This window comes from Acinetobacter legionensis, from assembly GCF_048552295.1.
GTDB lineage: Bacteria > Pseudomonadota > Gammaproteobacteria > Pseudomonadales > Moraxellaceae > Acinetobacter.
Genome location: NZ_JBIMCW010000024.1, coordinates 30,585 through 52,624, shown reverse-complemented (window position 1 = coordinate 52,624; position 22,040 = coordinate 30,585). Strand labels below are relative to the sequence as shown.

Below are 22,040 nucleotides of genomic sequence, written 5' to 3'. Positions count from 1 at the left end.
TAAGTTAATCAATAAAAACTATTTATTTAAAGTTTTAACCGCAACTTCATCGCCTTAACAAAATTTAAAGCTCTATTCCTTTTCTCATAAATCATCAGTAATTCAATACATAGCCACGCTATGCAAACACGCTCAGGTGTTGTTTCTCATTACTCTAGATTCCCCCAGATCAAAAAGAAGGCTTTTTAGCACAATAATCCAATAAAAATCATAAGCTTATTTTATTCAACCTCCAAGCAGCATCCAACAGCCACGTCTCCCCCTAAAAGCGTCTTCAAATCGACAAAACACAATCATAACTTTTATTTATAATAGACAATTTCCACCGTGGAACATATTAGCACACCTAAATAATAGCGAAAAAGGCTTTAAAAAAGACAATTCATTTGAATTTAAAAAATTTTTTATCAATTGCTTGTGGATAAGTTAAAATTTTTAAACAGTTTTCTGACTCATTCTTTGAGAGCATTTTTTAACTATTTTGAAGTTTTTTATATTTGATTAAATCAGTCTGTATTGATCGAATTTAGGCTTAATTGCAAAGTTACCCACATACTTATCAACATTATTTTGGTTAATAATAGAACAAAATTCAAGTGCAAAATTTAACCGTTCATCGCTTTTTATAATGAACATTCATCTAATTTTTTTTGATTTCAGCAAAATTATTTAAAATTACATAGATCATGAATTTCGAACAATTTGTAATGAAAAAGCATAACTCGGACTTAAAAAACTGATTTACTTATAAAAAGATTGTCGATGAAATGAGAGTTAAGTCGCTAATTCACAATAATTGTCAAAAAAAAATAATAAATGGAGTAAATGCTCTATTTTTTTCAAACAAAGCTGATTAATATTGCGCTTATGGAAAAGTTCCTAAAGATGGATAAATAGATAAGGACGAAAATATGAAAAAAATTGCATTCGCTATTGCTGCAACTTCAATCGTTGGATTTAGTTCAGCATCTCAAGCTGCGACAGATGTCTGCGTATTTGACTTATTAGGTAAGTCAGGTGAATCATTTCAAATGGCACAAGAATGGGCATTATCAGCAAAAAGCTGGGGCGCTGATATCAATCTCATTCCAAAACAAGATGAGGCTGTTGCAGATAACGACTTTAAAGCAGGCAAATGCGATGGCGTATTTATGACTGCAATGCGTGCGCGTCAATACAATAAATTTGTGGGTTCAATCGACTCTATTGGTGGTGTGCCAAGTAATGCGATTGCACAAAAAGCCATTACTTTTGCCTTAGATGCGCGTAATGCTGCAAAAATGACCACAACATTGGGTGGTAAAAAATACGAAGTTGCTGGTATTGCACCACTTGGTTCAGCATTTATTTTTGTACGTGATAAAAATATCAACTCGATTGAAAAAGCCGCTGGTAAAAAGTTTGCTGTGTTAAGCTATGACAGCGCTCAAAAAATTCTGGTACAACGTGTTGGTGCACAAGCAGTTCCTTCAGATATCACCAACTTTGTTGCAAAATTCAACAATGGTCAAGTTGATATGGTCGGTGCACCAGCTTATGCTTACAAACCGCTTGAAATTCAAAAAGGTTTAGGTGCAAATGGGGCAATGTTTAACTTCCCTGTATTACAAGTAACTGCTGACTTTGTCATCCGTCCTGAAAAATTCCCTGCAGGTTTTGGTCAAAAATCTCGTGATTATTTTGTGAAAAACTTGCCAAAAAGCTTTGCTATGATTAATCGCTTAGAAGCGACTATTCCAGCAAAATACAAAATGAATTTAACCGCTGAAGATAAGCTGAAATATCAAAAATTAATGCGTGATGGTCGTTTAGAACTGACTAAACAAGGTATTTATGATGCAGGTATGATGTCTGTGTTGAAAAAAGCACGTTGTTCAGTAGATAAAGCCAACTTTGAATGTACGCTAGGTGGTGAATAATAATTTAGCTGAAATAAGCTAAAGTCTACAAAAAAACCAGCTTTGATAAGCTGGTTTTTTTGCTTTAAATTTTTAAATAGAAGCAGTAGTACCATCAAAATTAAAATAGTGGATATAAAAAAGGGAATAAACCGAGGTTTATTCCCTTTTATTGATTAAAATGAGTTTAATTAAGCATCAATATCTGCATTTAATGCATTTTCTTCAATGAACGCACGACGTGGTTCTACATCATCGCCCATTAAACATGCAAACATACGATCGGCTTCAATTGCATCATCAATGGTCACTTGCAGCATATTACGGTTTTCAGGATCCATTGTAGTTTCCCAAAGCTGTTCAGCATTCATCTCACCCAAACCTTTATAGCGTTGGATCATCATACCGCGACGTGAATCTGTCAAAATGTGTTGCCAGACCTGATGGAAAGTCGAAACGTTGATTTTACGTTCGCCTTTTTGCAGATAAGCGCCTTCTTCTAACAAGGTGAACCAGCTCTTCGAGTTTTGCAATAAACGCTTATATTCACCCGATGCCAATAAACCCGCATCTAATAAATAGCTATGCGGTAAATTGTGCACATAAATCGTTATACGCGGGAAATAGATCGTCGTTTTAAGCCCATCAGCAGTTTCTTTATCAAACGATTCCAAGCTCAACACTGGACGTAAACTTGGTTGCGTTGTTTCAATCGCAGCACGAAGTTTTTCACCCCATTGTTGTACATAATCTTGGTCATGATTTTGATCAAGTTTAAAATGCTCAAGACTCAATAAACCATCCAGCAAGGTCGCAGGATAACGTACAGTTAAACGCTGCAAACTCTTTTGGGAGGTTTGATAATCAGCAATCACTTTCTCTAATGCTACGCCACGAATTGCAGGCGCTTCAGCATTGACACGTAATTCAAGTTCATCAATCGCATTTGAAATCAAATAAGTTTCTAAAGCATCATTGTCTTTAATATACTGCTCTTGCTTACCTTTTTTCAGCTTATACAGTGGTGGTTGCGCAATATAAATATAACCACGTTCCACAAGTTCTGGCATTTGACGGAAGAAGAAAGTCAAAAGCAGGGTACGAATGTGTGAACCATCCACGTCAGCATCGGTCATGATAATGATTTTATGATAACGCAACTTGTCTGGGTTATATTCTTCACGGCCAATACCACATCCTAATGCAGTAATCAGCGTACCCACTTCCTGTGATGAAATCATCTTATCGAAACGTGCACGTTCCACGTTCAGGATTTTACCTTTGAGCGGAAGAATGGCTTGCATTTTACGGTTACGGCCTTGTTTTGCAGAACCGCCCGCAGAGTCACCCTCGACTAAGTATAATTCTGAAAGTGCTGGATCTTTTTCCTGACAGTCTGCCAACTTACCTGGAAGACCGGCAATATCAAGCGCACTCTTACGACGTGTCATTTCACGTGCTTTACGCGCAGCATCACGCGCACGTGCAGCATCAATGATCTTGCCTGCAATAGATTTTGCAGCCTGAGGATTTTCTAATAAATACTCAGAAAAGGCTTTGTTCATTGCCTGCTCGACAGCAGGTTTAACTTCACTCGACACCAATTTTTCTTTGGTTTGAGATGAGAATTTAGGATCAGGTACTTTAACTGAAACAATTGCTGTTAAGCCTTCACGCGCATCATCACCAGTAACTGCAACTTTCTCTTTTTTGAGTAAGTTTTCATTTTCCATGTAGCTGTTTAAGCCACGTGTCAACGCTGCACGGAAACCAGCTAAATGCGTTCCACCATCTTTTTGTGGAATATTGTTGGTAAAGCAACGAACATTCTCTTGATAGGTATCATTCCATTGCAAAGCAACTTCAACACCTATGCCATTTTCAGCTTGAGTGGTGAAATGGAAGATTTCATTGAGATGGGTTTTACCTTGGTTAATATATTTTACAAACTCAGATAAACCACCTTCGTAATCGAATACATGTTCTAAGGCAACACGTTCATCACGTAGGACAATACGAACACCCGCATTCAAGAATGAAAGTTCACGTAAGCGACGTGCCAAAATATCGACATTAAAAATCGTTTGGCTAAACGTTTCAGTACTTGGCCAGAAACGAACAATGGTCCCTGTGGTTTCGACATCACCCACAATTTTTAACGGATAAACCGGATCACCATGTTTATATTCTTGTTGATGAATATGACCAGCACGATGAATCGTAAGTTCAAGTTTGCTTGAAAGTGCATTAACTACAGATACACCTACGCCGTGCAAACCGCCTGAAACTTTATAGCTATTATCATCAAACTTACCACCTGCGTGCAGAATCGTAAGAATTACTTCTGCAGCAGAGACACCTTCTTCCGGGTGAATATCGGTTGGAATACCACGTCCATTATCTGCAACGCTGACTGACTCATCTTCATGAATAGTCACTAAAATTTCATCACAATGACCAGCTAAAGCTTCATCAATCGCGTTATCGACGACCTCAAATACCATATGGTGTAAGCCTGAACCATCATCAGTATCACCAATATACATACCTGGGCGTTTACGAACTGCATCTAGACCACGTAATACTTTGATACTAGAGGAATCATAAGCCTTTTCAATGGTTGGTTCTGTTTGAGAAGCTATTTGATCTTCTGAACTCATGGTTTCTCCCTAGTGAAAAATAGGTCTTTCCAAAATTGGCTAAAATCTAAAATCATGTTGCAACAACACTTACCTGACCTTGGTCAACATTGAATAACTGGTAGGAAATAGACAAATCATGTAAATGTTTTTTTACTGATTCATGGTCTAGTGTGGTAATAAAAACTTGACTACCAAGTTGGCTCAATCGCTCAATTAAACGTTGTTGTGCGCTTAAATCTAATTCTGCTGTCACATCATCTAATAATACCACAGTTTCTTTATTACAGGCATGTAACATGGCAATTTGTGATAGTTTTAAAGCCATTATTAATAACTTTTTCTGCCCTCTAGACAGTACCACATCCGCTTCACCTAATGGGGTTTTTAATCGGATATCTGCACGATGTGGTCCATACTCGGTATAACGTCGATCAACATCTTTTTGGTGATATTGAATCAAGTCATTGGCCAAACCATGTTCCACATGGAACCCTGCACTGTATTCCATTTCAATCTTTAAATCGGGTAACAACTGCGCCAAATCTTCTTGCAAATATAGCTTCCATTGCTCAACAATCTCGACCCGTTGAGAATGCAACATTTCACCATAATCACTGAGCATTTTGTTCCACGGCTCTAAATCGAGCAAAGTCAGATTACGTTTGGTTTTAAGTAAGCTATTTCTTTGCTTTAAAGCGCGTGAATAATATTGCCATGCATGATAGAAATCTGGTTCCACGTGAAACATGAGCCAATCCAACAATTGGCGACGTGGTTTTGCCCCATGATCAATAATATCGGTACTTAATGGGTCAATCAGTTGCAACGGTAAGATTTTGGCAAGCTGCCCTTGGGTTGCAACAGTATCACCATTGACTTTAATTAACTGCTCACCACTTTGCAGCTTTTGCATACCAATCTTTTCAGTTAAAGATTGGGCAAAAACAATGGCGTCTGATTGATTATTTTGAATGTAATTTTTAGGGATATGTGTTCGAAAAGATCGACCTGTTGCCAATAAATGAATGGCTTCTAAAATCGAGGTTTTGCCTGAACCATTTTGTCCATAAAAAACATTAAACGGTTGCAACTCATGCAGAGCAACCGTCTTGAGGTTTCGAACACGTTGTATATTTAAACGCGTAATATGCATGGCTATGATTTAAAAATAAATCAATTAAACACGCATCGGCATCACAACATAAGTTTGATTAGATTGGGTTGGATCTTGTACCAATACCGACTGATTCGCTTCAGACATGGTCATTGCGACATCATCACCATCTAAAACGCTTAATACATCTAAAATATATTGCGCATTAAACGACATTTCCATCGGCGCATTGGCATATTGAATAGCTAAATCTTCAATCGCTTCATCTTGCTCAGGGTTATTGGCACGTAATTGCAAAGAATCAGCATTAAAGTTTAAGAATACACCACGTAATTTTTCATTACTTAAAATCGCAACACGTTGTAAGGATTGCTTAAATACATCATGTGGAATATTTACAACTTTGTCACCGCCACGTGGAATCACACGACGATAATCAGGGAATTTCCCATCAATTAATTTTGTTGTGAAACGTACCGTAATATCGCCTTGTTCTTTGTCGCGGCTAGAGGTTTGAATGGTAACATTTAACAATTCACGACCAATTAACAAGGTCAATTGCTCATCTTCGATACTTAAAAGACGTTGTAACTCACCGACTGCTTTACGTGGAACAATGGCTTGAACCAATTGTGCAGCGGTTGAAGACGCTAATGTTTCACACAGCGCTAAACGGTGCCCATCGGTAGTGACTGCGCGCAATTGATTTTCATCAATTTCTAATAATGTACCTGTCAGGTAAAAACGTACATCTTGCACAGCCATGGCAAATGAAGTTTTTTCAAATAAACGTTTTAATTCACGCTCAGTGACTTGAACTTGAGTGCCTTGGCTATTTTCATTGGTTAACAATGGATAATCTTCAGCAGGCAAGGTTCCTAAAACAAAACGGCTGTTTCCAGATTTTAAAATACAGCGTTGATCTTCAGTGATCTGCAAATCAATCAAAGCTGCTGCTGGTAAAGATTTACAAATATCGACCAACTTACGTGCAGGAACTGTGGTTTCCCCTGCTTGTAAACATGCACCTTCAGCTAGAGTTGTACTTGCCACAAGCTCCACTTCCAAATCCGATCCTGTAATCGTAAGGGCTTGATTTGTAGCTTGAATTTTCACGTTTGAAAGAATGTTTAAAGTATGGCGACGTTCAACTGCTCCAACCACATGGGACAAAACATTAAGTAAGCTCTCTTTCGCGATTTTCAAACGCACGGTGGAATTCCTCTAACTAAATATGACAAAAATGTGGGTAATAAATTTTTTTTAATGACGTACTATGCGGCAGTTTATGCCGCATTGCAAGCGCATAATTTGTACAAATTTTAACTTTGTAACAGGCGCATGAGGTTTTTATAATCCTCATTAAAAATTGGATCTTCATCGCGTAAACTTTGCACTTTTTCACAGGCATGCATGACCGTACTGTGGTCACGACCACCGAATGCCATCCCAATTTCAGGGAAACTGTCTCCAGTAAGCTCACGCGCAAGCCCCATCGCCAACTGACGTGGTCGTGCGTAAATACGTGTGCGTTTTGGTCCCACCAATTCTTTCAATGGAATACGGAAGTATTCACTCACTACGCGTTGAATGTTTTCAGTACTGATGGTACGGGCACGAATTGCCAAGACATCTTTCAATGATTCACGCACCACTTCTAGATCAATTGCAGACCCCTTAAAACGTGAGATTGCCACAACTTTGTTTAAAGCGCCTTCAAGCTCTCGCACATTGGCAACAACCTGTTGTGCAATAAATAAAGCGCAATTTCGAGGCAGATCGATGCCACTGCTTTCGGCTTTTTTCAGCAAAATTTCGATACGTGTTTCAATATCTGGTGGTTCAACCCCAACCGATAGTCCCCATGAAAAACGCGAGACTAAACGCGGATCCAATTCAGTTAATTCTTTTGGATAACGGTCAGAGGTCAAAATAATTTGTTTAGATTCATCCAATAAAGCATTGAATGTATAGAAAAATTCAACAAGACTGGCTTCTTTACCTGCCAACAAATGAATATCATCAACCAACAATAAATCTAAAGAACGGCAATTCTTTTTAAATTCTTCAACCTTGCCTTTTTGCAAAGAGCTGACAAAGTCTTGGACAAAGCTTTCCGCAGTCATATACATCACACGCGCATTTGGCTTTGCCTGTAATAATGCATTCCCAACCGCTTGCATTAAATGCGTTTTACCTAAGCCTGTAGGGCCGTATAAAAAGAGTGGATTATGTTGAGATTCACCGAGTTGTGTTAAAACTTTGCGGCAAGTTTCAGCCGCCATTTGGTTTGAACGACCTTCAACAAATAAAGCAAAGTTAAATAATGGGTTAAGTTGTCGTTTCTTCACATTTTTTGCAGAAACAACTTCATATTCTTTGTCTTTTTTGGCTTTGACATGCTGTGTAGGCATCGGAGAACTTTCAAGCGCTGCCGTTGTGGTAGCAGGCTGTTCAGCAGCAGAAAGAATTGCACCAGGACGCGAGTCGACTAAAATTTCGACTTTGCGAATACGACCTTCAGATAATTGTTCTGCCAAAATAGAAATCAGTTCTAAATGATGTTCTTGAATGTAGCGAGTCCAATATGGATTGGGTGCATACAGTTTTAAAGTATCTTCGACTTCTTCTGCAACCAAAGGACGAATCCACATGGCAAAGACATTATCAGAGAGCTCTTGTCGCAAGCGAGTTAAGCAGTCCGTCCAAAGCATGTGAAACCCCTTCATTCAATTCTAAATTCAAAAAAGACTATTTACCCCTACCCTGTAGGTGAAGGGGTCGCCATTCTAACCAAGTTATCCACATCTGTCATGGTTAATTCAATCTAATTCGCTCAAAAAAGCAACCTTCTGTAAATAAATTCAAATTCAAAGCAGTTGTGGATAAGGTTTTCCACAAGCTGTGGATAAATTATCACAGAAAGTTATCCACAATCCATCAAATTAATAGAAACATGGATACTCACAGGGTAAGTTATTATTATTTATCTTAAAAAAGCGGTTTTCCACAGAAAAAATGCTCCCTAATAATAATAAATATAAATTTTAAATTTGAATTTATTTATAAGGATCAGGATTTCTGTGGATAAAGCTTCAGTTATGAATTTAAATTCAAAGCAATACGATTTTTAAATTTAAAATTAAGAAATTAAATTTAAATTGTGAATCGGCCTATGGATAACTTTGAGGATATATCTGTGTGTAACTCTTATTTGCATTATAAAAGAATAAGTTATGCTGTGAATATATATTTTTAATAATTTATTCAATTTAATCTATATAAAGTTGTTGTCTGGGTAAAAATAAAGCGTCTATATAAAAGAAATGTGTATATTTATTGACAGAATAAAGAATGCACAATACAATCGCGAACCTTTAGAAAAGATCAATTTTGGAGTTTCGATATGAAACGTACATTCCAACCATCTGAATTAAAGCGCAAGCGTGTTCATGGTTTCCGTGCTCGTATGGCTACTAAGGCTGGTCGTCAAGTATTAGCTCGCCGTCGTGCAAAAGGCCGTCATAGTTTAACTGTTTAATTTTTTAGACAGTTGATAGACGACTTGGGTGTTATGTCTCTTTATAGTTTCAGTCCAGAGGTGAGAATCCACTGCGCTGCTGATTACAAAGATGTATTTGATGGTGCGCTTTTTAAAGTGCATCAACCCCATTTTATATTCTTAGCAAAAGTCACCGAACAGCCTAAAAGCCGTTTGGGTATTGTTGTTGCAAAGAAGAAAGTGCGCCGTGCGCATGAAAGAAATCGAATAAAACGTTTAACGCGTGAAAGTTTTCGCTTAAACCAGCAAAATATAGATTTATTGGATATTGTGGTGATGCCTAAAGTTGGTATAGAAGCAGTTCCAAATGCTGAGCTTTTTCAGCAATTACAATTTGCTTGGTTGAAATTGCAGCGCATTGTTAAAAAGCACCATAAAATAGCTCAATCTTCCCCTCAAAAATAGAGGATACCAATGATTCGTTTATTGCATTGGTTGATTCGTTTCTATCAAATTGCGATTAGTCCTCTCATTGGACCTCGTTGTCGTTATATTCCGACTTGTTCTCAATATTCGTTAGAAGCGATCCATACGCACGGCGCATTAAAAGGTAGCTGGTTAGCGACCAAACGCGTGTGTCGTTGTCATCCTTGGGGTGGTTATGGTTATGATCCTGTGCCAAAAAAAACAATTCGTTTTATTTCATTTCAGCAAATAGATTCTCAAACGCTTCATGTTCCTGTACCCTTGCGTGAACGTTTATTGAACCAAAATCACTCTAACCACTTGGGGTAATAGATATGCAACAATGGGCCAGGTTTGCAATCCTTGGGGCCATGTTAGTCACCGCATATTTGCTCATTTTGGCTTGGCAAAAAGACTATGGTCATGACAATACATCGAAGGCTGCGACACCGCAGGCTGTTGTAGCGCATGATGTGTCTGCCGATCTGCCAAAAGGTCAAGCAACTGCGGCCACTAGCGATGTTCCACAAGCAAATATAGCTGCTGCACAACAGAATACAGCTGCACCAGCCACAGCAAATCAACAATTGATTTCAGTACAAACTGACCTTTATCATCTTTGGATTAGTCCTAAAGGTGGTGATATTGTTCGTATTGAATTACTGAATCATGACAAGAGCAAAGACAGTGATCAGCCTTTTGTTATGCTTGAAAGTGATGCAAAACGTACCTATGTTGCGCAATCTGGGTTAATTGGATTGAATGGTCCGGACAGTAAACCAGATCGTCCAAACTATGCGTTTGAAAAAACTGCTTATACTATTGCAGATGCCAAAGCAGCCAAAGACAAAGATGGCAAAACATCGCAAGTTTTAGCTGTGCCAATGGTATTTAAAACAGCAGATGGCGTTGAAATCATCAAAACATTTACCTTTAAACAAGGTCAATACCCAATCGATGTAAGCTATCAGGTTGTCAACCGTAGTGCGCAAAATTGGCAAGGACAAATGTTTGGTCAAATTAAGCGTGATAACTCCGATGATCCAGGAAAAACCTCTCAAGGGATTTTTACACTTGGAACATATTTGGGTGGCGCTTGGGGTACACCTGATGAGCATTATAACAAGCTAAAATTTGCAAATTTTACTGATGAAAAACTCAACACTGAAGCAAAAGGCGGATGGGTTGCGATTGTTCAGCATTATTTTGTAAGTGCTTGGATGCCTGGTCATTTTGGCGGTCAAGAATACACAGCAAAATTGGAATCTCGTAAATCTGCAGATGGTATGAATATCATCGGATTTACTTCTCCAACCATCAATGTTCCAGCTGGAAAAGCAATGAGCATTGATGCAACGTTCTACTCAGGTCCAAAAATTCAATCTGAATTAAAAGACTTGGCTGTTGGTTTAAACCAAACTGTAGACTATGGTTGGTTATGGCCAATTGCAAAATTATTATTTGCTGGCTTACAGTTCTTCCATAATCTTGTAGGTAACTGGGGCTGGTCAATTATCTTATTGACTGTATTGGTTAAGCTTATTCTTTGGCCATTGTCATCTAAGAGCTATCGTTCTATGGCGAAAATGCGTGTGATTGCACCTGAAATGCAACGCATGAAAGAAGAGTTTGGTGAAGACCGCATGCGTTTCTCACAAGAAATGATGGCGCTTTACAAACGTGAGCAAGTCAATCCACTTGCAGGTTGTTTACCATTGCTGTTGCAAATGCCAATCTTCTTAGCATTGTATTGGGTATTGATGGAATCTGTAGAGCTTCGTCATGCACCATGGATGCTTTGGATTCAAGATTTATCTGCGATGGATCCTTGGTTTATTTTGCCGTTGATCATGGGTGTAACGATGTTTGTTCAACAAATGTTGAACCCACAACCTACTGATCCAATGCAAGCTAAAGTCTTCAAAATCATGCCGATCATGTTTACAGTATTTATGCTGTTCTTCCCTTCTGGCTTGGTTTTATACTGGATTGTGAACAACTCGATCACGATTCTGCAACAATGGTTTATCAACAAAAATGTTGCTAAAGCCAAAGTCGCAAGCGAAGTGGTTTAATCTTCATAGATTAAGCAATAGCTGAAAAAATCCGCTTAAGATGGTAATCTTAGGCGGATTTTTTTATTGTCAAAGTTTGAGTAATTTAGATGAGCAACCCTTTAAGCCAAACCACAATTGCAGCAATTGCGACTCCTCCTGGACGTGGCGGTGTAGGTGTGATTCGTCTTTCTGGACCAAAAGCTTATAGCATTGCACAGGCGTTAACGCACAAAGAACTCCCTCAAGCTCGTTTTGCTGGTTTTCGTCAGTTTTTTGATGAAAAAGGTGAAGTGATGGATGAGGGGCTAGCAATTTGCTTTCCAAATCCAAACTCGTTTACTGGTGAAGATGTGGTGGAATTGCAGGGACATGGTGGTCCTGTAATTCAAAATGCACTTCTTGCACGATTGTTCGAGCTGGGTGCTATTGCCGCCAAAGCAGGCGAGTTTTCCATGCGAGCCTTTGAAAATGGCAAAATGGACTTGGTTCAAGCTGAAGCGATTGCAGATTTAATTGATGCTACCTCACAAGCCGCTGCGCGTTCAGCAGTACGTTCTTTGCAAGGTGCGTTTTCCAATAAAGTGAATACCGTGTTGGAAAAACTGATTCATTTACGTTTGCATGTTGAAGCGGCGATTGATTTCCCAGAAGAGGAAATCGACTTTTTGGCAGATGGAAAAATTCTTCATCTGCTTGAAGATGTGCAGGCTTCAGTCTCTGCTGTACAACACTCTGCGCGTCAGGGGCAATTATTACGTGAAGGTCTGCAAGTGGTGATCGCAGGTAAGCCAAATGCGGGTAAATCTTCGTTATTGAATGCCTTGGCGGGAAATGACCGTGCCATTGTTACGGATATTGCAGGAACGACGCGTGATGTACTGCATGAGAAAATTACTTTAAATGGCTTACCCATCACACTGACCGATACTGCGGGCTTACGTGAGACAGGTGATGTGGTCGAAAAAGAAGGCATCCGCCGAGCAATCAAAGAAATTGAGCAAGCGGATTTATTACTTTTGGTTTATGACCTGAGCCAAGGTGAAAATCCTTTAGCACTTGCTCAGCGCTATTTTGAAGATCATTTAGAAACTAAACGCTTGATGTTGATTGGTAACAAATGTGATTTAACTGCGCAATCACCTGAATTAAGTGATTTTCAAGGTTTTCGCCATATTAGCGTGTCGGCCAAACAGGAAATGGGAGTACAAGCGCTTATAGATGCGATTACAGCGCATGCTGGCTTCCATCCTGAAGAAGATACCTTTATTGCACGGACACGCCATTTAGACGCAATGAAGCGCACTCAGCACTATCTTGCAGAAGCACATGAGCAACTTGAGGTCTATCATGCGGGTGAACTGGTCGCTGAATCGTTACGTTTAGCACAGAATGCCTTAGCTGAGATCACAGGCGATTTTAGTGCAGATGATCTGTTAGGGGTAATTTTTGGCTCGTTCTGTATTGGAAAGTAATCCTTTACTCTAACAGCTTAAAAGCGGACATAAGTCCGCTTTTTTTGATGAAAAGTTGTGCTTTTGTAAGCTGAATTTACATCAATCTTAGAATTGTTTACTGTAAGATCAATTACATATTCAACAAAGGCTTCTTTTCATGAAAAAAACTCCTTTATTGCTTGCGATTGCTGTTTTAGTGATGACGTCAAATGTTTGGGCGGGTAAAGATGATCATGTGATTATTCAAGAAGCTGCCAAAAACAAGATCACCATTGGACAAGCAATACATGCCAATGATGAAACAGCTGTCACCTTGACGGGGACAATTGTTCGTCAAATAAAACATGAACATTATGAGCTAAAAGACAGCACAGGAACTATCGGGATCGAAGTGGATGACGATCTTATCGATTTAAAAAAGTTAAAACCGGGTACCAAAGTTAAAGTTGTGGGGGAAGTCGATACTCACCGCTATAAACCCACTGATATAGAAGTTGTTAAAATTGAGATTATTCAATAATTGCTTTTAACCAACATCTAGGCGCACAGCGCCTAGATGTTTGATCCAACTTTAATTTTTAAATGACTGATCAATAAATAAATACATAAGATACCAATTCCTGCACAAAAGCCTAAAACACCAACCATTAAACCGAAATGATCAGATAAAAAGCCTGCGCTAATGATCGGCACAATGGTACCAAAATAGGCAATAAACAAATAAGTGGAAACCACAGCTGCCCGATTTTCAACATTGGTCATGTGGTGAATCAATGCAAAAGCACTCAGTAACGTTAAACCATGCCCCATTCCAACCAAAACCACACTCAAAAAGAATAAGAAACTCCAATGCATGGTCATACAGATCGATAAAATAATATAGCTGGAAATCAATAAGACTAAGCCAGTATTCAATGCTTTATGCATATCAAAAGACTTTGCGATAAATTGGACGATCGCAGAAACCATTAAGATACTGGCAATGGTTGCACCACTGACCAATGGTCCATGCCAAGGAATCACATCTCGAATAAAAGAGGGTGCCAATGAGGCAAATAAACTAAATGAGCCAAAAGCACAGAATGCGGTAAAACTGGCGATATAAAACAGTTTTTTAAATTGAGCTTCTGGCAGTTGTAAGTGGGGTGCAATAGAAAATGGCTGCCTTTCAAACCTCATGGTTTTAATCGTAAATAAACTCAGCAAACTGATGATTGCTGCAACAATTACGGGTAAATAAGGTGTGACAAGTGGGCGATCAGAAAATTGTGCGATTGCACCACCAATAAACGGGCCCAGTCCAAAGCCAATCACGGTAATAATTGAACTTAACTGTGCTGCATTCTGTTTATGTGAGTCAGGAATGGTATAAATTAAACCTAACATTGCGGAGGTGCTGATTAATCCAGAGGCAATACCAATGATAAAGCGGCCAAATCCAAGCAAATAGGTGGTTGATGCAAACACCGACAGTGTTAGGCCAATTACAGCAAACAATAGCCCGATTTGTAAGGTACGAATAAAACCAAAACTATTACTGCTACGTCCTAAAAATAATAATGTGGTTAAGCAACCAAACATATAGGCCACGAAAATATAGGTGATCTGGCTTGGGAGTAATTGCCAAAGTTGTTGATAAATTGGATATAAGGGGCTAGCAAGCGCCGTACCAATCGTACCAATACATAAGGCTAGGCTGATCATTAAAAATGAACGCCATGATTGTTGATTCATAAATATAGGACTTAAAATGCAAATGTTTTGCAGATAAAAATGCCAAACCTGTTCAATACAAAGTTCGGCATGGAAGGAATTGAGTATGGAAAGATTAAAACTTAATCAGTAAAGGGTCAATGGAAACTTGAACATTCAAGCATAGATGACTGTGAATTGAGTTATGAATAGCGTTTTAGCAGCTTTAAAAATTCTTGTAATTCAGCTTCATCCACGGCTTGAGCGTCTTTAATCACATGCTCAGTTAAATGCTGCTCAATCAATTCATTCATTAAGCCATTCACGGCACCTTTAATTGCCGCAACTTGCTGTAAAACGCTGATACATGAGCTGCTCTGATCAGCCAAAGCTTCTTCAATCGCATGAATTTGTCCTTTTAGTCGTTTCACACGATTGAGGACTTTTTTATCTTGATGTAAATGACTCATAAATTAATCCGCTATTTAATATACTCCCTTATAGTATATTTTAAATTGAAATTATATACTCATGGGGAGTATATAGGATCACGCCTCATGCAATTCAAGACCATTCAGCGAAAGCATAGCCATCAATTTGATCAAGGTAATCCTTTAGCACAAAAAAAAATCTTATGGGCGACCATTTTGACTGGATTGATGATGATTTTTGAGATTGCGGGAGGCTGGATTTTTAATTCCATGGCCTTACTCGCAGATGGTTGGCATATGAGTTCGCATATGTTGGCATTAGGTTTGGCTTATGCTGCTTATCGAGCTGCTCGTTATTATGCGCAGGATTCTCGTTTTAGTTTTGGTACATGGAAAATTGAAATTCTTGCTGGCTATAGCAGTGCAATTCTATTGATGGTGGTGGCCTTATTTATGGCCTTCCAGTCGCTAGTGCGTTTATTCCATCCTGTGCAGATTCATTATAATGAAGCGATTTTGATTGCTATTTTAGGTTTACTGGTCAATTTGGTTTGTGCATGGCTATTACACGATCATGCTGACCATCACCATCACCATCACCATCATTCACATAGACATAATGACCATCATGGACATGATTTAAATCAAAAAGCTGCGTTTTTACATGTGGTTGCAGATGCACTGACCTCTGTCTTGGCGATTATTGCTCTTTTTGCTGCAAAGTATTTGGGTTGGGACTTTTTGGATGCTGTATTGGGTATTGTTGGGGCAATTTTAGTCGGACGTTGGTCATATGGTTTAATCAAAGAAACGGCGCAAACATTATTAGATGCGGAAATGGATCATCCTGTAGTCGATGAAGTACGTGAAGTGATTGAGCATCTAAATGTTGAAGCAAAAATAACCGATATTCATGTGTGGAAAGTCGCCAAAGCCAAATTTTCAGTGATTTTAGCGCTTGAATCCAATGATAAAAGTTTAAATGCTGATCAGGTACGCCACGCTTTATCTATTCATCAACAATTGGTGCATATTTCTGTTGAAATCAACAAAACCGCGATGTTTAGTTGGGTTTCACGTGAAACCTGAGCAAGAATAAAGTACAGCTTTTTTAACAGTTCAAGGTACTGTGATTGGTAGAGAACCATTGCAAACAGAGATAAGGATCAATCACAGTTTTTAAACAAGTCAGCTGATGAATTATGCTTTAATGCATCTCAATATTTATTTTGATTTTATCGATTTATGTTAAAGCAATTTATCGCATTGAGCTTAAGTCTGGCTTTTTGTACAGCTGGTTTTGCCAGTGTTGAGACTGTGAAAGCAAAATTAGCACAGCAGTATCCCAATGTAAAAATTAATAACCTGCAAACAACAGAAATGCAGGGTTTATATAGTGGGACCTTGGATAATCAAATTGTTTATGTCAATGAGGATGCTCAGCATTTATTTATTGGTTCAATGATTCGTTTGAAAGATCAGCATAATTTAACCAAAGATTTAGCAGTTAAAGAAAATACGATAGATTTTAAAGCATTACCTTTGAATGATGCTGTAAAAACAGTCAGGGGGAATGGTAAGCGTCAGCTTGCAATCTTTTCTGACCCAAATTGCCCATATTGCAAGACGCTTGAAGGGAATTTAGCCAAGCTCAATGATGTGACAATTTATACATTTATCTATTCCATCAAAGCACAATCGATTTTGCCATCTAAGCAAGTATGGTGTTCTGCAAATAAAGAATATGCATGGAAAAATTTGATTCAAAATGGGATTAAACCAACTGCACCAGCAAATTGTGCAACGCCAATCGAGCGTAATTTGGAATTAGGTAAAAAATTAGGTTTGCATGGAACACCTGCAATTATTTTCTCAAATGGTTATAAGGTGATGGGTGCCTACCCTGCCGAAGAAATTGAGAAAATATGGAAAAATTTTGGATTATAAACAGCGCTTAGAAACTGATAGCGTAAAAAAGCACCCATCGAGGGTGCTTTTTATATTGAGGAGAAAATTTAAGTACGTTTGGCAATCATGTTATAGATAAAGAGTACCACTATTGCACCAATGACTGAGGCAATAAATCCAGCTGATGCACCTTTTGGATATAGGCCGAGTAATTGACCTCCATAGGTTGCAACCAATGAACCTACAATACCGAGTGCTGTTGTTACAATGAAGCCAGCTTTATCATCACCTGGGTGAATTGCACGTGCAATCAAACCTGCAATAAAACCAATCACAATTGCACTAATCAGTGACATCATAATCTTTCTCCTTTTTCTTTATTTTGTCGTGAGTTACTGCATCGAATTAGTTTAATAATCAAATATTCTCTAGTGAAGTAAAAGCGCTTATTTGCTACAAGTTGTTGCATTTTTGTTCACTACAACAGCTAAAAAAATAAAAAAAGCGACCGAAGTCGCTTAACTCATTTTAGTTAAAATGATGTGATGAGGTCTCAATTAAAGACCAATTTCTCCAATAAATGGAATGTGACGATATTTTTGATCATAGTCTAAGCCATAGCCCACAATGAATTTATCTTCAACTTCAAAGCCAAGAAATTTCACATCTAAGTCGATTTCACGGCGAGACGGTTTGCTGACTAAAGTACACAGCTCGATCGAGTTGGGATGACGTGTACTTAAAATTTCCAATACTTTGCTTAAGGTATTGCCAGAGTCAATAATATCTTCCACGACTAAGATATCCTTACCGCGAATTTCGCCGTCTAAATCTTTGAGGATTCTGACATCACGAGAAGATGTTGTACTGCCACCATAGCTTGAAACGGTCATAAAATCGAGTTCATGAGTCTTACTGATTGCACGACATAAATCAGCCATAAAAATCACTGAACCACGCAATAAACCAATTAAGACAAGTTCTTTATCGCTATTGGCATAATGCGCATCAATTTTTTTACCAAGTTCCTGAACTTTTGCATGAATTTCTTCAGCAGAAATCATCACTTTCATTTCAATAGTCATGGGAAATACCTAAAAAACTAAACATCAAATTCTAAAATTAAAAAAGGTGTTGACTAGCAACACCCTAAAAGATGACATAATTTTAAAACATATCAGATCAAGATGCATCTTTTTTGACATTTGAAAATGTAAATGCCCTAATTTAAGCCGAAATGATCAATGTGCATCACGTTTTAAAACGAATGCACAGATCACAAAAACTGTACCAATCAAAATCAGTTTTTTCTTTGATTTACGCGGTTTTTGTTTGGTTTTGCTCATAGGCTTTTTGTCCATAAATATAGGTGGCTTGAATATTGCGATCATCCCCCATGGTAAATAAGGCAAATAATGCATCGTCTATGTTTTTAGCACGTTCCTGACGCAGTTGTTGTAGCGCCGTTGCTTTTAAATCTAGCACAACAAAATCGGCTTCTTTACCGATATTGAAATTGCCCAATTGCGCATCCAAATGTAACGCTTTCGCTCCACCAAGCGTTGCATGATAAAGTGATTCCATCGCCGAAAGTTTATCACCTTGGAGTTGTTGCACTTTGTAGGCTTCATTGAGGGTTTGTAATTGGCAAAAGGCTGTTCCTGCACCAATATCTGTTCCTAAGCCGACTTTGACCTGTTTTTCCCAGGATTTTTTTAATGGGAATAAACCACTTCCCAAAAATAAGTTTGATGTCGGGCAAAATGCAATCGCTGAATCAGTTGCATGCATGCAATCCCACTCATGCTCTTCTAAATGAACACAATGTGCGAAAACAGAACGTTCTCCTGTTAAACCATAGTGGTGATAGACATCCAGATAACCTTTCTGCTCTGGGAATAAGTCTTTGACCCATGCAATTTCATTTTTATTTTCACTGAGATGGGTATGTACATATACCGTTGGATACTCGGCTTTTAACTGCCCTGCTTTTGCTAATTGCTCAGGTGTAGAGGTTGGAGCAAAACGCGGAGTAATGGCATATAGGTTACGACCTTTACCATGCCATTTTTCAATCAGTGCTTTAGAGTCAAGATATGCGCTTTCAGCAGTGTCTGTCAGTGCTTCAGGTGCATGACGGTCCATCATGACTTTACCTGCGATTAAACGCATCTGATGCTGTTCTGCCGCTTCAAATAAGGCATCGACTGATTGGGGATGTACCGTACAAAAAACCAGTGCTGTCGTGGTGCCATTTTTAAGTAATTCTTGGACAAAAAACTGTGCGATTTTGTCGGCATAGGTTTTATCTGCAAACTGAATTTCTGTTGGAAAAGTATAGGTATTTAACCATTCTAAAAGTTGTTCACCATATGCACCCACCATTTCTGTTTGTGGAAAATGAATATGGCTGTCAATAAAACCAGGCACAATCAGTTGTTCTGGGTAGTGATCAATTTGAATATCATCTGTCAGGTGAGACTGTGCATCTTCCCAAGGGCCAAACCATGTGATTTTGCCTTGCTCTGTGACCAGTAAACCATCTTCGATATAACGAACTTGATCTAATATTTGAGCTGCTTGAGAAACGGTATTTTTAATATCAAGAAAACGCCCACGAACCGCTGTTTTCTGTACAACACAAGACATGTAGAACCTGCAATTTATCCTTTTTTCGATTGATTGTACCTGAAATTTGTATCAGGTGCTGTATGCAGTTTTGCGTGAAAGCATTCTAAAAAATTGAATAACGTTATTTTTTATTGTTTTAGCGCAGGGAAATTTTTATCGAAATATAACTAAAATTAGTGGCTGAAGGCATATTCTATATTGTGAGTTTATCTTGATAGCAACAATCGCTACAGTCTTGGAAAATGGTGATATAAGACAACAATGGACAATACTAAACAGTTAAAACAGATCATCTATTCATGCCCTGAATTGATGCTTCGGTTACAGTATTTGCGAGATATTCATGCACATGCATACTTGAGTGCAGGTGTAATTCGTAACTTGGTATGGTCTATTTTACATCATCAGGATTATGGATTTGATCAGATTGAAATCGATGTGATTTTCTATGATTTAAATGATCAACAAGGCTTTAAAGAGCATCGTTTGACTGAATTGTTAAAGCAAAAATTTCCCAATAATGAATGGGATGTGGTCAATCAAGCCTATGTGCATTTGTGGTATAAAACAGATGATGCAAGCTCTATCTCTCAATACCAATCCTTATTCGATGCTTTATCCGTATGGGTTGAAACAGCAACCGCAATTGCAGTACGTTTACTTGAAAATGATGATATCGAAATTATTGCGCCGTTTGGGCTAAATGATTTATTTGAATTAAAATTGAGATGGAATAAACGTTTGGTCAGTTATCCAGTTTTTTTAGCACGGATTCAGGCTAAACAGTTTTTAACCAGATGGGAAAAGCTGGTTGTTGTGGATGATTAGGGGATCAGATTTAAATTAATCAAACCATAGTGAAGATCATACTCCAAGACAACAGATGGCTATTACAACAGATGATTATGCTGATGGATAAAGATCTCATTTCAATACTGTCCATACAATTTAAATCGTTGAGTATTGTTGATCATAAAAAAGCCTTCCAATTGGAAGGCTTTATCTAGTGTTTATAAGGTTGTTTCATGGTGCTTTTTGCTATGGCGAATAGAGAGCCAAGCGGTAATTGCCAAGACAATCACAATAAAACCTAACGAAATCCAAATCGGCATATGGAAGACATCCAGCATTAACATTTTAAAGCCAATGAAGACTAAGATGATGCCTAGGCCATAAGGCAAATAATGCATCTTAGACGCGGCACCCGACAACAAGAAGAACATTGCACGTAGACCTAAGATCGCCATTAAATTTGCAGTTAAGACAATAAATGGGTCACTGGTCACCGCAAAAATCGCTGGAATAGAATCGACCGCGAAGATCACATCGGAAGCTTCAACTAAAATTAAGACTAGGAATAACGGGGTTGCCCACAACACGCCATTTTGACGAACAAAGAATTGAGCACCTTCTAATTTTGGGGTGATTCGCATGTGTTTACGCAACCACTTTAGAATAGCCATATCTTCGATATTGGTTTCTTCTTCATCCTGTCCTTTAAGGAATTTGTAGCCTGTATAAACCAAGAAAGCACCAAAGAGATAAAGCACCCAAGAGAATTCTTGAACGAACCAGGCGCCAATAAAAATAAAGATGGTACGTAAAATAATTGCACCTAATACACCATAGAGCAGAATTTTACGTTGTAAGCCTTGTGGAATCGCAAATGCAGCAAAGATCATCAACCAGACAAAGACATTGTCAATCGCTAATGATTTTTCAAGTAGATAACCTGCAAAGTATTCCATGACTTTGCTATTGGCAATTGAAACACCCGCGGTTTGTTGTAGATACAGCCATAAACCACCACCAAATAACGCTGCAACACTGACCCATGCAATGCTCCAGTAGGCAGCAGTTTTAATTTTGACTTCTTGCCCTTCTTTTTGTTTAAAGCCTAAAAAGTCGATCAGTAGCATGACAATAACAATAGCGAAGAACGCTAGATACAGCCATGGATTGCCAATAGTTTCCATAAAACTCTCCGAATCTGGCAATCAGGCATAAAAAAACCTTGACCTGTTGCCAGATGATTAAACATCTGTGTCAACATGATCAAGGTCTTGCCTACATTTGAGTTATGTACATCAATCTCAAATGCTCAGATACCGGCTTTTTTCAAAGCGTAATGACGATATTCTGATAAAGGAGGCTACTCCCCTTGTTCAATATACTGTGTAAGAAATCTTTCATTTCTTAATATCTAGTGAGAATCGCATATTTATTAAAAATGTGCAAATTTTGAA

At 38.3% G+C, this 22,040-nt stretch carries 20 protein-coding genes; 10 read left to right on the top strand and 10 right to left on the bottom strand.

The window, feature by feature from the left end:
* The first annotated feature begins 911 nt into the window (after nt 1-911).
* Nucleotides 912-1,919 carry a putative solute-binding protein gene (locus ACG916_RS16785; RefSeq protein WP_004718925.1) on the top strand — a complete coding sequence of 336 codons (1,008 nt, stop codon included), beginning with the start codon at nt 912-914 and terminating at the stop codon, nt 1,917-1,919.
* A gap of 170 nt (nt 1,920-2,089) precedes the next feature.
* Here ACG916_RS16785 and gyrB read toward each other — a convergent pair whose 3' ends face one another.
* The 4 genes from gyrB to dnaA all read right to left on the bottom strand — a co-directional run bounded on the left by gyrB (nt 2,090) and on the right by dnaA (nt 8,368).
* Nucleotides 2,090-4,558 carry a DNA topoisomerase (ATP-hydrolyzing) subunit B gene (gyrB, locus tag ACG916_RS16780; protein ID WP_034613335.1) on the bottom strand — a complete coding sequence of 823 codons (2,469 nt, stop codon included), beginning with the start codon at nt 4,556-4,558 and terminating at the stop codon, nt 2,090-2,092.
* Between the two features lie 52 nt (nt 4,559-4,610).
* Nucleotides 4,611-5,693: a DNA replication/repair protein RecF gene (gene recF / locus ACG916_RS16775; protein WP_004718931.1), complete on the bottom strand. Its 1,083-nt coding sequence runs from the start codon at nt 5,691-5,693 to the stop codon at nt 4,611-4,613.
* A gap of 24 nt (nt 5,694-5,717) precedes the next feature.
* Nucleotides 5,718-6,866: a DNA polymerase III subunit beta gene (dnaN, locus tag ACG916_RS16770; protein WP_004718933.1), complete on the bottom strand. Its 1,149-nt coding sequence runs from the start codon at nt 6,864-6,866 to the stop codon at nt 5,718-5,720.
* A gap of 110 nt (nt 6,867-6,976) precedes the next feature.
* Entirely contained in the window at nt 6,977-8,368 is a 1,392-nt protein-coding gene (dnaA, locus tag ACG916_RS16765) for a chromosomal replication initiator protein DnaA (protein ID WP_004818188.1), read from the bottom strand.
* 692 nt (nt 8,369-9,060) lie between these two features.
* On the opposite strand from dnaA, the gene rpmH reads away from it, so the two are divergent.
* From rpmH to ACG916_RS16735, 6 genes are all read left to right on the top strand, one after another.
* The gene (gene rpmH / locus ACG916_RS16760; protein ID WP_000831329.1) at nt 9,061-9,195 is read left to right on the top strand and encodes a 50S ribosomal protein L34; all 135 of its coding nucleotides are present in this window, start codon (nt 9,061-9,063) and stop codon (nt 9,193-9,195) included.
* 33 nt (nt 9,196-9,228) lie between these two features.
* Nucleotides 9,229-9,621: a ribonuclease P protein component gene (gene rnpA / locus ACG916_RS16755; RefSeq protein WP_004718937.1), complete on the top strand. Its 393-nt coding sequence runs from the start codon at nt 9,229-9,231 to the stop codon at nt 9,619-9,621.
* Nucleotides 9,622-9,630: 9 nt separating this feature from the next.
* Nucleotides 9,631-9,951, top strand: a complete 321-nt coding sequence (yidD, locus tag ACG916_RS16750; protein ID WP_004718939.1) for a membrane protein insertion efficiency factor YidD — start codon at nt 9,631-9,633, stop codon at nt 9,949-9,951.
* Nucleotides 9,952-9,956: 5 nt separating this feature from the next.
* Nucleotides 9,957-11,696: a membrane protein insertase YidC gene (yidC, locus tag ACG916_RS16745; RefSeq protein WP_004718941.1), complete on the top strand. Its 1,740-nt coding sequence runs from the start codon at nt 9,957-9,959 to the stop codon at nt 11,694-11,696.
* A gap of 89 nt (nt 11,697-11,785) precedes the next feature.
* Nucleotides 11,786-13,150 (top strand): tRNA uridine-5-carboxymethylaminomethyl(34) synthesis GTPase MnmE, encoded by a 1,365-nt coding sequence (mnmE, locus tag ACG916_RS16740; protein ID WP_419330622.1) that lies wholly within the window; start codon nt 11,786-11,788, stop codon nt 13,148-13,150.
* Between the two features lie 139 nt (nt 13,151-13,289).
* Nucleotides 13,290-13,652, top strand: coding sequence for a NirD/YgiW/YdeI family stress tolerance protein (locus ACG916_RS16735; protein WP_419330624.1), 363 nt, complete (start codon nt 13,290-13,292; stop codon nt 13,650-13,652).
* A 32-nt stretch (nt 13,653-13,684) separates the two neighbouring features.
* Here the strand turns inward: ACG916_RS16735 and ACG916_RS16730 are convergent, their stop codons facing one another.
* A complete protein-coding gene (locus tag ACG916_RS16730) occupies nt 13,685-14,866 on the bottom strand; it encodes an MFS transporter (RefSeq protein ID WP_056515528.1) in 1,182 nt (393 codons plus the stop codon).
* A 161-nt stretch (nt 14,867-15,027) separates the two neighbouring features.
* A complete protein-coding gene (locus ACG916_RS16725; RefSeq protein ID WP_105714705.1) occupies nt 15,028-15,294 on the bottom strand; it encodes a metal/formaldehyde-sensitive transcriptional repressor in 267 nt (88 codons plus the stop codon).
* An 87-nt stretch (nt 15,295-15,381) separates the two neighbouring features.
* Between ACG916_RS16725 and dmeF the strand changes: the two genes are divergently transcribed.
* Nucleotides 15,382-16,344, top strand: a complete 963-nt coding sequence (gene dmeF / locus ACG916_RS16720) for a CDF family Co(II)/Ni(II) efflux transporter DmeF (RefSeq protein ID WP_419330626.1) — start codon at nt 15,382-15,384, stop codon at nt 16,342-16,344.
* A 156-nt stretch (nt 16,345-16,500) separates the two neighbouring features.
* Nucleotides 16,501-17,202, top strand: coding sequence for a DsbC family protein (locus tag ACG916_RS16715; protein ID WP_056515522.1), 702 nt, complete (start codon nt 16,501-16,503; stop codon nt 17,200-17,202).
* Nucleotides 17,203-17,270: 68 nt separating this feature from the next.
* Here the strand turns inward: ACG916_RS16715 and ACG916_RS16710 are convergent, their stop codons facing one another.
* From ACG916_RS16710 to guaD, 3 genes are all read right to left on the bottom strand, one after another.
* Nucleotides 17,271-17,522, bottom strand: coding sequence for a GlsB/YeaQ/YmgE family stress response membrane protein (locus tag ACG916_RS16710; RefSeq protein WP_004718955.1), 252 nt, complete (start codon nt 17,520-17,522; stop codon nt 17,271-17,273).
* Nucleotides 17,523-17,720: 198 nt separating this feature from the next.
* Nucleotides 17,721-18,248: a hypoxanthine phosphoribosyltransferase gene (gene hpt / locus ACG916_RS16705; protein ID WP_004718958.1), complete on the bottom strand. Its 528-nt coding sequence runs from the start codon at nt 18,246-18,248 to the stop codon at nt 17,721-17,723.
* A 232-nt stretch (nt 18,249-18,480) separates the two neighbouring features.
* On the bottom strand, nt 18,481-19,812 hold the full coding sequence (guaD, locus tag ACG916_RS16700; RefSeq protein WP_419330628.1) for a guanine deaminase: 1,332 nt from the start codon (nt 19,810-19,812) through the stop codon (nt 18,481-18,483).
* A gap of 243 nt (nt 19,813-20,055) precedes the next feature.
* Here guaD and ACG916_RS16695 point away from each other — a divergent pair, with 243 nt between their 5' ends.
* Nucleotides 20,056-20,622: a nucleotidyltransferase family protein gene (locus ACG916_RS16695; protein ID WP_419330630.1), complete on the top strand. Its 567-nt coding sequence runs from the start codon at nt 20,056-20,058 to the stop codon at nt 20,620-20,622.
* Between the two features lie 182 nt (nt 20,623-20,804).
* On the opposite strand, the gene ACG916_RS16690 is transcribed toward ACG916_RS16695, so the two are convergent.
* Entirely contained in the window at nt 20,805-21,770 is a 966-nt protein-coding gene (locus tag ACG916_RS16690; RefSeq protein WP_004718969.1) for a TerC family protein, read from the bottom strand.
* Between the last annotated feature and the right edge of the window lie 270 nt (nt 21,771-22,040).